The organism is Bacteroides sp. AM54-2NS (assembly GCF_003602935.1).
Taxonomy (GTDB): domain Bacteria; phylum Bacteroidota; class Bacteroidia; order Bacteroidales; family Bacteroidaceae; genus Bacteroides; species Bacteroides xylanisolvens.
This window is the reverse complement of sequence record NZ_QTMZ01000029.1, coordinates 37320-53813: the sequence shown is the minus strand read 5'-3', so window position 1 is coordinate 53813 and position 16494 is coordinate 37320. Positions and strand designations below refer to the sequence as shown.

Sequence of the window (16494 nt, the reverse complement as noted above, 5' to 3'; positions counted from 1 at the left end):
CTTATAGGAAGAAGGAACGGAGAATGGTGGCGGCCACAATCAGGAAGATGCAGGCGAAGAACCAGCTTGCCGCAGTCTTGGACGTATCCGGGTCACCGCTGCTGAACTTGCCATACGTCTTGATACCGCCGACCAGACCGAGTACGGCTCCGATGGCATAACACAATTTGGTGGCCGGATCGAAATACGAAGTCATAAGGCTGGTAGCCTCATTGATGCCGGCAAGACCCTGTCCCTGTGCGAAGGCACCTGCCGCTGCCAGCACACATAATACTGAAAATAGGATTCTTCTCTTCATTGTTGAATCATTTTGGGGTTTGACATAAATGTTGAATTCGACTGCAAATATATAAGGCTTAAACCGCTGTGATACAACACCGTCATCAGGTGTCACCAGATGTCATCAGATGTCATTCAGGAAGCCTTACAGACATAAAAAAAGCATCCCGAAAAGATTTCCGGGATGCCTGAATATATCGGTGTCAGATATATTTCCGCCACTCGTCAGACGGTTCATTCCCATCCTTTACTTTAAGCGGTTTGGGATTGCCGTCCTCATCAAGATACCTGTCTATCAGTTCCTCTACAATCGCGGAATTCTCCATATTGGAAAGGAACACATCAATCAGGCTGGTCTGCCTGATGGAGAACAGGACACGGGCCGCCTGCATGGCCTTCTCATGGTCGCTTCATCCTGATGTGTCAGATATTCGCCGAGTACTTCCATGTCCCTGCTGGACAGAACAGGTGATACGGATTCCACTTCGGGAGACTCCGCATCAAGGTCTTCCTGGACTTCCTGCAGGAGTTTCATTTTATCCAGCTGAAGGTTGCATTCCACATCTTCCTGCTGCACATCCTCCTCCTCACCGATAAAATTCCTTTCAAGTGGCTGGCTCATGAAGGGAGCGGCAGTCTTTCCGGCATTCTCGTCCAGATAGACATAACGGGTACTTCCCATCACTTCTGCATCTGAAACCGCAGATTCCGTTCCGGCAGCTTCTTTATTTTCCTTCTTCACGCAAGGTTTCCCATAAAGCAGGGTACAAACAGTTTCGATACGCCTTCTCCAGCCATACACGCTGTACAGCAAATAGCCTATACAGACAATCCGTACACAGAAGTATATCAGTTCTTCCATAAAGAATCCTTATAGAGAAAACATTCAAGTTCATTCTTCAGCAATTCTCCGTGGCGTTTCAAGTGCTCCTCCACGATATTGCTCACATAGACTGAAACACTCATGCCGGGAGCCATAAACGGAATAAGGCGGCTTGCCTTGTTGTACAAACCGCAACGGATACGAATCTGACGTCCTTTCCCGACTGGAGTATCGTTCAGATACACACGGCTATATTCGGGAAAGCAGTTCGCTATTCCTATTTTCTCATTCAACTCTCTGACCTGTCTTTTCAGTGAACAAATCTTATTGGACAGTAAATAAACGCAACATAACAGCAGACCGCAAACCAATACGGCAACAGTCAATACAATCCATATCATTTTCAGAATGTTTTTGGGGTTTTTCGGCGAAACAGCTCGCCAAGCTCTTCACTGTAAGTCTCAAGATGGTGTGCCAGCACATTATCCAAAAAAGCGGGCACACTCATGTCATCACTCAGAAGGGGAAGGATACGGGCCAGCCTGCAATACATGTCATAGCTGATATAGGTCTGCTTTCTGTGTACGGACTTCTTTCTGTCCAGAAACAGTTCCTTATACATTTCCACCTTCTCTTCCAGTCCGGGATCGGCGCGTATCGTTTTCCGGGACTTTTCCTGTCCCTGTGTCTTTACATCCGGTACATTTTTTTCCTTTTCTGTGACAGGAAGAACATTCTCGCCGACATCAGTTCCAGATTTACCGCAGGAAATGGATTCACTGGCCATCATGTCTTTCAAGGCATCCTCGTCCACCTTGAATATCTCTCTTTTCTTTGCCATAGCCATTATCCCGGAAATATGATACGTTCCATCTCCTGGGCAAACGCCTCAAGACGGCTGTCTTTCAGTAGTGATTCGGAAGGAGGAAGAAGGGTGCAGCGGAAATGCTGCCTGGAAGAAGGTGTCATTTCCTTGTTAAAACGTTCAAGATCCGGAAGTACGGTTTCAAAGACCTTCAACCCCATACGAAGCACTATTGCATTATACATTACATACAGTTCTTTTGAAGTACGGCTGTCCATACGGTTCCAGAATAAACGTATGTCCTTCAGGGGAGCTTCCGGATGCTGTCCGATAAAATCCTGAACGGTCGATACAAAGGAAAGGCTGCTCTGCATGACCATACGGTCCTTTACAATGGGAGTAAAGATAAAATCCATGTTCATGACGGACTCGAATACACCACGGGAGTTCACCGTTCCGGGAAGATCGAAGAATATCAGGTCATAGTCGCCTTCCAGTTTGCCGGGAATCTCTGCGGCTGCCTCCGGCGTGGAAGTGACGATCGGATAGGCCTTACGGGAACCGTCTTCAAACTGACGGCAGAAAAGTCGCTGGTGATACTCGCTTTTCTCAAGGTTCTTCAAATCCCTTCCCCTTAGTTTTTCCAGACTGAACTGGGGATAGTCACAGTCAACGACAGCAACTTTCAGACCTCTTACATAATTAAAATAACTGGCAAGAACCGCTGTTACCGTGGACTTGCCCACACCGCCTTTCTGATTGCTGAAGGCGACAAGAATCGGACGTTTGTTCATACCTTTTGTTTTTGGGGTTAATATTCACTTTTTCTTTCACTAATCTTACAATGGCATTACGCTATTGTGATACTATATTGCCATGTTATTATGTCCTCATGTTATTACAATATTATGTTGCCGCGTTATTATGTCCTTATGTTATTGCAATACTATGTTGCCATGTTATTATGTCCTTATGTTATTGCAATACTATGTTGTTACGTTATTATGTCATTATGTTATTGCAATGCTATATTGCCATGTTATTATGTCATTATGTTATTGTAATACTATGTTGCCATGTTATTATGTCCTTATATTATTGCAATACCATGTTGTTATGTTATTATGTCATTATGTTATTGCAATATTGCACGCTTAAATCGCGTCAAAAATAAGGTCTTTCAAGCATACAGGTAATATGTAACCAATACCATGACATCAGATGTCATCAGGCGTCATTATATGTCATACAATCCGCTATTTCACAACTGTTTACACGGTCATAATTTTGCAAAGTCAGAACCGATGAACGGCTTGGAACATCTTCCGACGGACAGCAGCACGCCGCTCACGTCGCGCAGCAATCCGCTGGAGGTGGATTCTCTGTTCAAACGAACAGAGCAAGTTGTGTTTTTGTACGACAGAAAGTATTCTGCCATACAAAAACCAACTTGCCCTCCCTAACGGTCGGGAGATTTTCCTCCAAAGTCGGAAAATCTGACGGAGAAAGAAAAATAACCCAAAAGCAGAAAAGCATGGAGAAAAAACAGGCAAGAAGGACAGGCAGAAAACCGAAGACTGATCCGGCGGACTACAAGTACAATTTCCGTCTGAACGCACAGGAGAAAAGCAGATTTGAAAGACTGTTTCTGGAATCCGGAGCAAGGGACAGGACAATCTTTATCAAGAAATCAATCTTTTCAGAACAGCTGAAGGTAATCAAGGTGGACAAGGTTTCCATGGACTATTACATCCGGCTCGGGGAATTTTACAGACAATTCCAGGCAATAGGCAACAATTACAATCAGGTCGTAAGGGCCGTACAGAAAAACTTCGGGGAAAAAAGGGCGATGTCCTTGCTTTACAAACTTGAAAAGGCTACCCTGGAACTGATACTGCTCAACAAACAGATTATGGCCTTAACTAAAGAATATGAAAAGAAATGGTTGCAAAGATAAGTCACGGAGAAAGTCTTTACGGGGCACTGGCCTATAATCATGAAAAGGTATTTCAGGGGACGGCGGAAATCCTTTCCGGACACCGGATGATTTCCGACCGCCCGGGACTGCCGAGCGAGGACATGCGTCTAGCTCTCCTTTCATTTGAAAACCATCTGACGGCAAACAGGAGGACGGATAAGCCGGTCCTGCATATCGCCCTCAGCCCGGCACCGGAAGACAGGCTGGACAATGACAGGCTGGCGGAACTGGCAGAGAAATACATGCAGAAAATGGGTTATGGTGACCAGCCGTTCATCGTGTACAGACATGGAGATACCTGCAACACGCACATACATATCGTGAGTGTATGCATTGACGATGAAGGAAGGAAAATCAATGACTCCTATGAACACCGCCGTTCAATGACAGCCTGCCGGGAACTGGAACAGGAATTCGGACTGCGTAACAGTGCGGATGCGGAAAGACGGAATCCGAAAGCGGAACTGAAAAAGGTGGATGCCTCACAGGGGGATATACGCCATCAGATAGGAAACACACTAAAGGCCGTACTGGAAAGCTACCGTTTCCAGACTTTCGGAGAGTATTCCGCACTGCTTTCCACACTGAACATTGAAGCCCGACAACTACTAGGCGATTACATGGGAACACCCTATACGGGTATCATCTATTCGGCTACAGATGATATTGGAAAAGTAGTCAGCCCTCCGATAAAAAGTGCAAGGTTCGGCAAGCGTTTCGGAAATACGGGACTGTCCGAACGTATGTTACGGCATACACAGGACTTCAAGGAAGGCAGATGGGCTCCTGCCATATCCGGCAAGGTCGTATGGGCCATGCGTAACGCAAAATCGGAACAGGAATTCAGGGAACTGCTGAAACAGGAGCACATTGATGTGGTATTCCGAAGGAACGATACCGGACGTATCTACGGTGTCACATTCATAGACCATGAACGGCGCGAGGCGTTCAACGGTTCACGTATGGGAAAGGAGTTTTCCGCCAACGTATTCAACGGCCTTGTCAACTGGTGGGAAGGAATACCCTGGCAGGACAGACAACAGTCCGGTCCGGAGGAACTTTGGAAACGGTACGGCCACCGTATGGAAGAAAACAGTGCGCTTGAACAGGCGGCAGGCATCTTCTCCTTTGAGGCAAATCCGGCAGTCGATTACGAGGAAGAAGCGTTCCGTCGCCGCATGAAACGGAAAAAGAAACCGCAGAAACGCAAATCACGCGGTATCTGATCAATCAAAATGAGTCAACAACAGGGGGAACAACGGATTCCCCCACAATCATCTACATCATTATGCAACAGGAAGACGATTTGAGAGCCCTTGCCAAGATTATGGAATTCGGCAGGGCTGTCAGTATTTTTATTCTGGTAGTCCACGTTTATGTATACTGCTATCCCAGTATGAGTGCCTGGCATCTGAATCTGGATGTCATAGACCGGATACTGATGAACTTTGACAGGACAACCGGTATATTCGGCTGTATCCTTTGGACAAAACTGATGGCAGTGCTTCTGCTGGCCATATCCTGTATGGGTACTATCGGAGTCAAGGGTGAGAAGATTACATGGCAGCGTATATGGCGGTACTCACTGCCGGGGCGGTTCTGTTTTTCATGAACTGGTGGCTGCTTGACCTGCCTTTTCCACACGAAGCGATTACTGCCCTGTATGTGGTGACACTTGCAGCCGGTTATCTATGCCTGCTCATGGCGGGACTGTGGATCAGCAGGCTTTACAGGCATAACCTGATGGAGGATGTGTTCAATATGGAAAACGAATCCTTCATGCAGGAGACAAGGCTGATGGAGAATGAATATTCTGTCAATCTGCCCACCAGATTCCAGTATGGCGGCAAGCTCAACGACGGCTGGATCAACGTGGTCAATCCTTTCCGCGCGACCATCGTATTGGGAACACCGGGTTCCGGTAAATCCTACGCAGTGGTGAACAACTACATCAAACAGATGATTTCCAAAGGTTTCAGTGTATATATCTATGATTACAAATTCGATGACCTTTCAACCATTGCCTATAATACATTGTTGCACAATATGGACAAATATAAGGTAAAACCGCATTTTTACGTCATCAATTTTGATGATCCGCACCGTTCACACCGCTGCAATCCCATCAATCCGGAGTTCATGACAGACATATCTGACGCATACGAAGCAAGCTATACCATCATGTTAAATTTGAACAAGACCTGGATTGAAAAACAGGGTGACTTCTTTGTAGAGTCTCCTATTATCCTTTTGGCAGCTATAATCTGGTATTTGAAAATATACAAAAATGGTATCTATTGCAGCTTCCCTCATGCCGTGGAACTGCTGAACAAACCTTATTCTGATTTGTTTACCATATTGACTTCCTATCCGGAACTGGAGAACTACCTTTCTCCTTTCATGGATGCCTGGAAGGGTGGGGCACAAGACCAGCTTCAGGGCCAGATAGCTTCGGCGAAAATTCCGCTTACCAGAATGATTTCTCCACAACTGTACTGGGTCATGACAGGCAATGATTTTTCTCTGGACATCAATAATCCGAAGGAACCTAAAATCCTTTGTGTGGGCAATAATCCGGACCGACAGAACATCTATTCCGCAGCGCTCGGACTGTATAATTCCAGAATCGTCAAACTGATAAACAAGAAAGGGCAGCTTAAAAGCACGGTCATTATAGACGAGCTTCCTACCATCTATTTCCGAGGACTGGACAACCTGATTGCAACGGCACGTTCCAACAAGGTGGCGGTCTGTCTGGGATTCCAGGACTTCAGCCAGCTTAACCGTGACTACGGTGAAAAGGAAAGCAAGGTGATTCAAAATACAGTCGGCAACATATTCAGCGGTCAGGTGGTCGGCGAAACGGCCAAGACACTTTCCGAACGCTTCGGAAAGATTTTGCAGAAACGGCAGTCCATATCCATCAACCGTCAGGATGTCTCTACATCTATCAACACCCAGCTGGACTCACTGATTCCAGCATCCAAAATTTCCAACCTCTCACAGGGTACGTTTGTCGGTTCCGTATCGGATAATTTCGGTGAGAAAATCGACCAAAAGATTTTCCATGCGGAAATTATCGTGGACCATGCCAAAGTAAGTGCGGAAGAAAAGGCTTATAAAAAAATCCCGGTTATCAACAGGTTCAAGGACAGTGAAGGAAATGACATCATGCTCCAACAGATACAGCGCAATTATGACCAGATAAAGGCGGATGCACAGGCTATCATCAACGATGAGATGGAACGTATCAAGAGCGACCCGGAACTATGTGAACGGCTGGGAATAGAAAGTGCAGAAGAGGAGAAAAGAAAAGCTGAATAGATACAGAATGACAAATAAATCCTGAATCAGTTTGATTTTCAGGGAACATTCCTTATCTTTGAAATTGAAATAGAACATAACGGCGGATTACGGGATGTTTCCGTCGATTATATACATAAGTCGCAAGATGTCTCGAACAGGAATCTGACAAATTCAAAAACACGGAGGCTATTGCGTGAGGCTTATGTTATACCTTATAGCGTGAGCCCATGCGAGTTTCTGTGTTGGGCTTTGTCAGAGCCTCTGTTCGAAATAAGCATGGGTTTCATGCTTTTATTTTTAACAAGCAGAGGTATGGCAAAAGTACAGATTATTATGCCCGTCACATTGGACGGATTTCTACCGGATAAAAATGAGGAACTGATGGAATGGCTCAGGACAGACCGGAACGGTTTCCCTTATTGGGAAGAGCGGGCTACATTTAACATGTATCCGCATTACGGTATGCTTGATTTGATGGATGCCAAGGAAAGACATGAAAGACTGCACATTTTTCATGAAGGTAGAAGATGAAAAAAGTGCAGAATATGTGGGTGGTGTATTTCTCTTCCGACTCGCAGATGAACTGGTCATTTACCTGCTTCCAATATCATACAAAAGCGGGAAAAACATAACCGGAAAGATTCAATTCGGACAATGGACTTTGCGTGAGTCCAAAACATTCCGAAACAATGTATGCAGACTGGTATACCGCCTTAAAGAATAAAGATTACTTCAGACCAAGTTTCTTCATTTTCTTGTACAGGGCTGTACGACTGCAACCGAGTTCCACTGCTGTCTTGCTGACATTACCATGATTTTTCTCAAGCAGGTTTCGTATCTTTTCCTTTTCCTGAATGATACGAATATCCGGATTGTCACTACAATCTACATTGTCCAGTCCCAAGTCACAAACATCCAATAATACATTATCCGCAACAATTACCGCACGTTTGATTTTTGCGTTCAATTCCCGCACATTACCAGGCCAGTCATATCCCAGCATGCATGCTTTCGCTTCTTCGGTAAATCCCTCATTCTTGACACGGATTCTACAGGAATGTTCTCTTCTGAAGAATTCGGCAAGCGGAAGAATATCGTCTTTGCAATCTTTTAATGGCGGTTGAACAATTTCGAGTTCTGCAAGGCGATAATACAAATCCTCACGAAAGCGACCTTCCTCCACCGCTTTTTTCATATCCTCATTGGTAGCAGAAATGATACGTACATCCGTATGTTTCACTTTATCACTTCCTACCGGATTAAACTCCTTTTCCTGAAGGACACGTAGAAGAAGAATCTGCATGGAATACGGCATATTACCAACTTCATCCAGGAATAAGGTTCCTCCATTGGCCGTCTCAAAATGTCCTTTCCTATCAGCAACAGCTCCTGTAAAAGCTCCTTTGACTACACCGAAAAATTCAGAAGCCTGCAAATCGTTAGGTATACTTCCACAATTGACGGCAACGAATGGTTTGTCACGTCTGTCACTATAACGGTGTATCATCTGGGCTATCACCTCTTTACCGCTTCCACTCGAACCAAATATCATAACAGAAAGATCCGACGGTGCCACACGACGAGCCAGTGAAGCGGATTTTCTTGCTGCTTCACTGGTACGTTCAACAAAAGAACATTCTTTACGTACAATAACAGGTTGTTTAAGCATGCTATGTACTAATTCTATCAGTTGCTCTTGATGAACAGGCTTTTGCAAATAATCCTTAGCACCGAGCTTGATGGCACGGACCGCATCCGTGATACAGGCATAATCTGTCATGACAATAAATGGAACTTCCACATTAGAACGCATCATCCATTCCAGAAGGCTGATACCATTTCCTTCCGGCAGACGTACGTCTCCCAACACAAGATTGATTTCGTTTTTCTTCAGAATACTACGTGCTCCGGGCTCGTCCATTGCGGTTAGAACTTCGTAACCGGCTTTTTGCAACCATTTTTCAATCATACCGCAGAGTATCATATTATCTTCAACTATGAGGATTTTCATATTTCTTCAGTTCCTTTTTTGTTTCTTCTATTAATTTTTTAAGCCACTCCATGATTTGTATTGCATGTTCATGAACAGTTTCGTTTTGGCTATCACTGTCATGCAATATTCTTTGAAAATCACGTAAAATATTATCTTTCTCGAGCATTTCCCATACAGGCATCATCCGGTGTATTATTTTTCTCATGGTCTCACGGTCGGTTATCCTGTCAGCAGATTCCATCTCCTCCAGTTCTTTTTCAGATTCCATAACAACGAGAGAAAGCATATGACTATAATCATCCGTATTCTCCAGTAAACTGGAAAAATCAAAATCTCCGGAAACTGAAACTTGTGTACGAGATACAATGGTGGATAAAAAAGCGAGCAGTCCGTGGATATTGAACGGTTTATGAATACAGCCTGCAAATCCTTCTTTTTCATAAATTCCGGAATTTCCATCACCACGGGCAGTCATGACTGCTACTGGAACAGTTCTAAAATTGCCGATGTCCGAATTGCGAAGCAATCTTAACAAACAGAATCCGTCAGTATCAGGCATTTGTACATCTGTCAAGACCAAATCATATTCAGAATTTTCAAGAGCGGCCACTACTTCACGTGCATTCTTACAGGTTTTACAGGATATACCTTTGCGCCCGAGCATATCTTCTGCTATTTTCAGTTGTATAGGATCATCGTCCACTACAAGAACATTCTTAGGCAATATAGTTATTGTATTATGGTCCGATTTGTCTTCCTCAACTAACTCATCCGTTTCAGGCAAAGGAAGTTCCAGCCTGAATACGCTTCCTTTACCGAGTGTACTTTCCACATCCATTTTTCCTTCCAAAACCTTAATTAATCCTTTGGTAAGAAAAAGTCCCAAACCAAAACCTTCAGAATTGACATCCTGTGCGGCACGCTCAAATGGAGCAAATATTCTTTTCATTGTTTCCTCGTCCATCCCTATACCGGTATCTCTAATTTCAATCCGAAGTTTTCCCTCTGAATATTCAGTATGAAAATTGACGTTTCCTCTGGAAGTAAATTTGATAGCGTTTGTAAGTAGATTGGCCAGTACCTGTTCGAGTTTGTCCGCATCACCTTTTACAGTTACATTTAATCCTTTGTGTTCAGAATATAAAATAAGACCTTTTGAAGTCGCTTTACGAGAAAACTCATCTGAAATTCGTTTTAAAAAACGGTTAAGATAAAAAGGTATATCATTATGTAAATCTCCAGCTTCATTAATACGGTAAGCATCCATCAGATTATTGACCAAATGCAAGACGTGCTGGCAAGAATGGCGGATGTCATCTAAATATATTTCACGCTTTTTCTTCTCTCGCGTTTCCGATACTAGATCGGCACAGTTATGGATATTACCAAGTGGGCCTCTAATATCATGTGAAACTGTCAGGATGATTTTCTTGCGCATATCAAGCAAATTCTCGTTTTCCTGAATAGCTTGTTGTAATTTGGCTTTAATTATTTCTTCTTTACGTAAATCTGATTGTATAATTAAAAATGAAATTAATATTATAAAAACCGCAATACTCATCATTACGATAAATAATCGGAAGGATTCTTGTTTGACTTCTGTTACCTCTGAGTTTCGTTCTGTAAATGACAACTGTACCTGATTATCTAAAAACGATACAAAATCATATAACTTCTGATTTAACATCCTATTATGCAAACGCAGGCTATCCACATAGGTTTCAATCTGATTGTTTCGCAAATCTCTGGCAGAAACCAATCTATTATTAAAATCTTGTATTTCATTAGTAATATAGGGAACTTGTATCTTTTCCTTCTTTCCAAATAATCCGGCAATTCCTTTCTTTTTCTGAGTTATTGTCTTCACTTTTACTGTTTGAGTAGCTATTATAGGCAATTCATTAGTAAGAATACTATCAGATTTATTCGCAAATTGGATTGCTTTCATTATTCGAAACAAGTACATTTCTTTCGTTCTAAGCAATCCCCGTAAAGAATCAATTTGAACCGGACATAAAAAATCACCACTCCTTAATTTAATTTCAAGTAAAACACTATCTGTTTTAAAAAGGTGATTATGAAATATGTTATAATCAGACTCATCCCATGCTATAACCGATTCACCTAAAGTTGCCAACTTAGTAATATACAAATGAACTTTATTGGAATTCTCATAAGCTTCATTAATTTGAATTATCAGATTCTTAAGTTCTTTTAACCGACAACGTTCATTTATCATCGCAGTAACCATACTTATGACTATAAATCCAGTAATAAAATATCCAATAAATAGTCTTTTACGCAATAATGAAGTCATCAGGAACATTCTATTGATTTTTTGACATCATAATTTTATATATTTAACTAGTCATAGTATATATCATTCTCAAATATTTATTTCAAATTCAAGCAATAAAAAAGCACTTCATATTACAACTGAAACTCATTAATGAAAAAGTTGAATATATGAAGTGTTTATTAAATTACGATATAAACTATAAAAATCCTATTCTTCTGGGACCAGTGTATAAACCCTTATCCAGTCGACAAGGAAAGTGTGATCTTCCACATTTTTCAGTTCCTCATCCGTAGGGCTTAAACCTTTAACGGCCCTCCAGCTTTGGTCTTCCATATTTATTATGATGTCCATATCCTTAACCAACCCCGTGCCACCAGTGTAGTTGTTGGGATCAATAATATCCTTACCGCTTATAGTTCTGACGAGTTCTCCATCTACATAATATTCAAGTGTGAAAGGATCTTTCCAGAATACTCCAACACGATGAAAATCATCGCGCCACAATGTTCCCTTGTCATCCTTATACCATGAACCTGAATCCTTTGGCTGATAATCCTTGAATGGCTGACGGATGAATATGTGATGGCTTAAGTGAAGTCTGTCGGCACCATAACCTCCACCGTCTCTATCACCACCGTATGCCTCTATAATATCGATTTCCTGAGTATCATCAGGGCTAAGCATCCATACATCGGATGCCATGGTTGAATTTGAAAGTTTGGCGTATGCTTCTACATAAACCGGATATTTTACACGAGTCTTCGATGTAATACATCCTGTATAGGTTCCCGGGAGTTCCTTTGTGTTAGGTCCGCTTACAACTTTCTTTAGAGGGACATCTTCAGGACGGCTGGCTCTGATTTTAAGGAATCCGTCTGAAACGGAAACATGGTCTCTCTGCCATATTGTAGGAGCAGGCCCTGTCCAATGATTATGATAGAAATCAGTCCATTTGGCATAGAACTCTTTTCCTTTATCCTTTTCGTCAGCAATATAATTAAAGTCGTCCGACTGTGGATGAAGTTTCCACACCATACCGTCACCAGCATTAGCTGGTACAGGATAGATGTCCCACTCGTATGATTTATTATTTAAATTTTCTGCTGCACATGCAAATTGCAACGATGCTAAACAAATAGTAAACAGTTTTCTCTTCATGGTATCTTAATTTAAATTAGAATAATTTATTTACGTTCTTTTGATTCACCCTTAGCAGTATGTGTCTGCAATGTCCAAGTAGAAAATCTCATTATACTCTGGTAATCAGAACTGTTGTATATATGAGTAAGACCCCATCTCAATATTTCGGTAGGTTCTTTTTCGGCATCTGCACTACGGTTCAGACCAATGGCATGTGGTGCACCCTTTACTACAGACATTATCTCAAAGTTTATTCCGTCAGGCGACCACTGAAGTGTATTCTTTTCAGGACCATCGGTAGTAATAAGAGAAGCTATACCTCCTTTATAAGGCCAGACGCAGACTTCATGCCCACTGTTTGAAATAGGATTATATTCCGATTTCACATACGGACCCATAGGATTTTCAGCAATAGCCACACCGTGTTTGATTTCACGACCACCCCATGTTATTTCTTCTCCCATACGTTCTCCTTTGTAATACATATAGAACTTACCATTATAAGGTATTATACACGGGTCGTGTACCTTATGACTGTCGAAATCGCCTTTCGATACAACCTTGAATCTGTTATCCTCATCGCCTTCCCATTCGCCGGTATCAGAAGGTTCCAGTACTGGCTTGTCTGTCTTGGTCCACAGTCCTTCGGGGGAATCAGCACATGCCATACCGATAGTATTCTTAACACGGACTGTATAAGGAGATTTTACAGCCTGATAGCAAAGATAATACTTTCCTTTCCATTCCATTACCTCAGGAGTGAAAACAGAACGATCGTCGTAAGCACCCTTTTCACCACGCTTCACTGCAATTCCCTGCTCTTTCCATGTCAATCCATCCTTTGATGTGGCATACCATATATCGCATCTGTCCCACGGGAAAACCTTATCTTTCTCTATATCTCCAGCAAATCCCTGGGTAGGTCCATAGCTCTTTGAATACCACACATAATATGTATCACCTATTTTCAGCATTGCACTCGGGTCTCTTCTTACTACGCCCTCTTCATAAGCAAGATCACCTTTAAGTGGTTCCATCTTATACTCAAAGAACCATTTATTGTCGTGATTTTCCCATTTCATGGCACGTTTCATAGCTGCACTTAACTTATTTCCCTTAGGTATTCCCAATGAATCGGCCTTACGCTCATCATAATTCTGAGTGTCGTCAACGGCAATAGTCTGTGTATTGCCTGTATTTCCGCATGCTGCCAATAGCGACATCATGCCGGCTGCAAAAATAATTTTTCTCATACTAGACTTTATTTTATATTAATTGTTAGTTTATTCGACTGTAATTCACTTGTTTCTGCACTGATATTCAGTACCGATGTTTTTTCTGTTGACTGAAGCATCAGCATACATCTTCCCTGATATGTCATAATCTCCTTGCTTTGATATGGAGATACGTTCTTTACATTTCCATTGTCTATACCCAACAGACGGTACTCTCCATCGATGTTGAACTTAAGCATCTGTTCTGTTGTCTTTACAGGATTACCTTTTTTGTCTGTAAGCTGGGCTGTGACATGCAGAACATCCTTTCCATTTGCTGCGATACTTTGTTTGTCAACCGCTAGCAATATCGAATGTTCTTTGCCTGAAGTCCTTATAGCTGTAGTGGTATTACCTAACTTATTTTTTCCTTTTGCGGTAATAGTGCCAGGCTTGTACTGAACTGCCCATTTATAGATATGATCCTCAAAATCGTCTATATACTTCTTTCCCATCGACTTGCCGTTAACGAAAAGTTCCACTTCATCACAATTGGAATATATTTCTACTATTACCGAGTCACCTTTCTGATAATTCCAGTGAGAGTTTACATCATCCCAAACCCATAATCTTCTATCCCATTCATGTCCTTTCTTATCAGTAAAGCCATCTTTTACCTGGAGATACGAAGATTTGTCTGGAGTCTGTGAATATATAGCAATAAAAGGCTTGTCAGTCCACAATGATTTCATCATGTCGTACGAAGCTTCACATAGCCGCACATATCCAGGAGACCACATCCTATTGACTTTTGAGGCCATCTTGAAAGGCGGCTTCCACTTTCTCCCAGATAATCGACTCCTGTCCATATAAACATACCCGGAATGAAATCTCTTTCAATCACCGCCTTCCATTCGTGCCACTGACCAAGATTTTCTGTACCCATTATAGGTTTGTCAGGATAATTCTTCTTAGCATAATCATACATCACGCGTCTGTAGCTGAAACCAGCCACATCAAGTGCATCGATATATCCTGTCTCAAAACTTATGGAAGGCAGGATGCAGTTGGCGGTAACCACTCGTGTAGTATCCATCTGGCGTGTCCATGCTGCTAATTTTTGCGCTGTACGACCAATGTCGTATGCTTGTTTAGGCTGGATTTTCCACATTTCTCTGATTTTTTCTTTAGAGTATGGAGGCTGGTTCCAGAAGTAATTACCGTTGGAATCGGCTCCAAAGAAACCTGTTGCCTCACGGCATCCGGTATAAGTCCATTCTATTTCATTACCTATACTCCACTGGAAGATACAGGCATGATTACGGCTTCTCCTCATTACGTTTTTCAAATCCCTTTCAGCCCATTCCTGGAAATGCTCACAATAACCATGAGTAGGATAGTCTTCTACCGTTTCCTTCATATTGAGCCTTTTATCTTTGGGATAATCCCACTCATCGAAGAACTCTTCCTGGACCAGAAGACCTATCTCATCGCACAAAGACAGAAACTCATCCGCTCCCGGATTGTGCGAAAGGCGGATGGCGTTACATCCTCCTTCCTTAAGGGTTTTCAGACGTCGGTACCACACATCGCGTATCATTGCTGTGCCAACTATACCGGCATCATGATGCAGGCATACTCCTTTTATCTTCATATTTTTTCCGTTAAGGAAGAAACCTTTGTCTGCATCAAAGTGGAATGTTCGTATACCGAACCTGACAGTGTTTTCAGAAATGACTTCATCGCCATTCTTAATACGGGTCTCGGCTGTATAGAGGACTGGTATCTCGACGCTCCACAAATCCGGCTGTTTTATCTCCGATACGATGTCGATAATTTTCTCCTCACCAGCATTCAGTTTTATACTGAAGACCTCAAAGGCTGCGATATTGCCTTTATTATCTTTATACACTATCTCAACAACAGCTGTTCTGGGTTCAGAGTAACTGTTGCGCACGGTAATTTGGTTGTTTACTTTAGCATATTTATCAGTAACCACGGGAGTAGTGACAAATGTTCCCCAAACCGGAATATGCAGTCTGTCGGTTACAATCATTTTCACATCCCTGTATATACCTGAACCGGTGTACCATCTGCTGTCGGCATAATGGCTGTGGTCGACCCTTACAGTCATGCGGTTATCCTCATTGGGATTGAGATAGTCTGTGACATCAAAATAAAAAGGAGCATATCCCGAAAGATGATATCCAAGTTTTTTGCCATTTATCCAATACTCAGAATTATTATATACTCCATCGAACACTATATAGCATTTCTGATTTGCGCTGATTGTTGTGGGAAATGATTTGCTATACCATCCTATTCCTCCCTGAAGGAAAGCTACACACCCTTCGCCAGAGATGGAGTCGTAAGGCAGACCAACACTCCAGTCGTGTGGCAGGTTCACTTTCTTCCATTCATCACCAGGGACATAAGAAGTATATGAATAATGAGCAGAATCTTTCAGTACGAATTTCCAATCTTTATTGAAATCAACATTTGAATCAGATGCTGAACCTTTAGGGTTGATAATAGGATTATTAAAGCTAAAAGATTTTTATTTCTCATAATCTTAGGTTTTACATGTTTTTTTGATGTCATAAAACTATATCTTTCACTTATAATATATGAGGGGGATATTAATGTGATATAGGGTG

General features: G+C 42.3%; 12 protein-coding genes and 3 pseudogenes. 4 read left to right on the top strand and 11 right to left on the bottom strand.

The window, feature by feature from the left end; genetic code table 11:
- Nucleotide 1: 1 nt before the first annotated feature.
- The 5 genes and pseudogenes from DXA05_RS17220 to DXA05_RS17200 all read right to left on the bottom strand — a co-directional run bounded on the left by DXA05_RS17220 (nucleotide 2) and on the right by DXA05_RS17200 (nucleotide 2701).
- Nucleotides 2-394 carry a DUF4134 domain-containing protein gene (locus DXA05_RS17220; protein ID WP_009121384.1) on the bottom strand — a complete coding sequence of 131 codons (393 nt, stop codon included), beginning with the start codon at nucleotides 392-394 and terminating at the stop codon, nucleotides 2-4.
- A gap of 88 nt (nucleotides 395-482) precedes the next feature.
- Nucleotides 483-1141, bottom strand: a pseudogene (locus tag DXA05_RS17215) (DUF4122 family protein).
- Nucleotides 1129-1503 (bottom strand): DUF3408 domain-containing protein, encoded by a 375-nt coding sequence (locus DXA05_RS17210; RefSeq protein WP_117652427.1) that lies wholly within the window; start codon nucleotides 1501-1503, stop codon nucleotides 1129-1131. Before DXA05_RS17210 ends, DXA05_RS17215 begins: the two are co-directional and overlap by 13 nt.
- Before the next feature lie 2 nt (nucleotides 1504-1505).
- The gene (locus tag DXA05_RS17205) at nucleotides 1506-1943 is read right to left on the bottom strand and encodes a DUF3408 domain-containing protein (protein ID WP_117652470.1); all 438 of its coding nucleotides are present in this window, start codon (nucleotides 1941-1943) and stop codon (nucleotides 1506-1508) included.
- A gap of 5 nt (nucleotides 1944-1948) precedes the next feature.
- The gene (locus DXA05_RS17200) at nucleotides 1949-2701 is read right to left on the bottom strand and encodes a ParA family protein (protein WP_004326326.1); all 753 of its coding nucleotides are present in this window, start codon (nucleotides 2699-2701) and stop codon (nucleotides 1949-1951) included.
- Nucleotides 2702-3441: 740 nt separating this feature from the next.
- Between DXA05_RS17200 and mobA the strand changes: the two genes are divergently transcribed.
- From mobA to DXA05_RS28430, 4 genes and pseudogenes are all read left to right on the top strand, one after another.
- Complete coding sequence (gene mobA, locus DXA05_RS17195) at nucleotides 3442-3864, top strand: conjugal transfer protein MobA (RefSeq protein ID WP_040312737.1); 423 nt, start codon at nucleotides 3442-3444, stop codon at nucleotides 3862-3864.
- Nucleotides 3849-5111: a conjugal transfer protein MobB gene (gene mobB, locus DXA05_RS17190; protein ID WP_007560899.1), complete on the top strand. Its 1263-nt coding sequence runs from the start codon at nucleotides 3849-3851 to the stop codon at nucleotides 5109-5111. The genes mobA and mobB overlap by 16 nt, the downstream gene beginning before the upstream one ends.
- A 62-nt stretch (nucleotides 5112-5173) precedes the next feature.
- Nucleotides 5174-7209: pseudogene (mobC, locus tag DXA05_RS17185) on the top strand (conjugal transfer protein MobC).
- A gap of 294 nt (nucleotides 7210-7503) precedes the next feature.
- Nucleotides 7504-7915, top strand: a pseudogene (locus DXA05_RS28430) (hypothetical protein).
- Nucleotides 7916-7918: 3 nt separating this feature from the next.
- Here the strand turns inward: DXA05_RS28430 and DXA05_RS17175 are convergent.
- The 6 genes from DXA05_RS17175 to DXA05_RS17155 all read right to left on the bottom strand — a co-directional run bounded on the left by DXA05_RS17175 (nucleotide 7919) and on the right by DXA05_RS17155 (nucleotide 16304).
- Nucleotides 7919-9202, bottom strand: coding sequence for a sigma-54 dependent transcriptional regulator (locus tag DXA05_RS17175; protein ID WP_007560909.1), 1284 nt, complete (start codon nucleotides 9200-9202; stop codon nucleotides 7919-7921).
- The gene (locus DXA05_RS17170; RefSeq protein WP_229038314.1) at nucleotides 9183-11501 is read right to left on the bottom strand and encodes a hybrid sensor histidine kinase/response regulator; all 2319 of its coding nucleotides are present in this window, start codon (nucleotides 11499-11501) and stop codon (nucleotides 9183-9185) included. Before DXA05_RS17170 ends, DXA05_RS17175 begins: the two co-directional genes overlap by 20 nt.
- 189 nt (nucleotides 11502-11690) lie before the next feature.
- On the bottom strand, nucleotides 11691-12641 hold the full coding sequence (locus DXA05_RS17165; protein ID WP_007560915.1) for a family 16 glycosylhydrolase: 951 nt from the start codon (nucleotides 12639-12641) through the stop codon (nucleotides 11691-11693).
- Nucleotides 12642-12667: 26 nt separating this feature from the next.
- Nucleotides 12668-13876: a family 43 glycosylhydrolase gene (locus DXA05_RS17160; RefSeq protein ID WP_007560917.1), complete on the bottom strand. Its 1209-nt coding sequence runs from the start codon at nucleotides 13874-13876 to the stop codon at nucleotides 12668-12670.
- Between the two features lie 8 nt (nucleotides 13877-13884).
- Entirely contained in the window at nucleotides 13885-14592 is a 708-nt protein-coding gene (locus DXA05_RS27800) for a DUF4982 domain-containing protein (protein WP_284515592.1), read from the bottom strand.
- The gene (locus DXA05_RS17155; protein ID WP_284515598.1) at nucleotides 14589-16304 is read right to left on the bottom strand and encodes a glycoside hydrolase family 2 TIM barrel-domain containing protein; all 1716 of its coding nucleotides are present in this window, start codon (nucleotides 16302-16304) and stop codon (nucleotides 14589-14591) included. The genes DXA05_RS27800 and DXA05_RS17155 overlap by 4 nt, the downstream gene beginning before the upstream one ends.
- Nucleotides 16305-16494 lie beyond the last annotated feature (190 nt).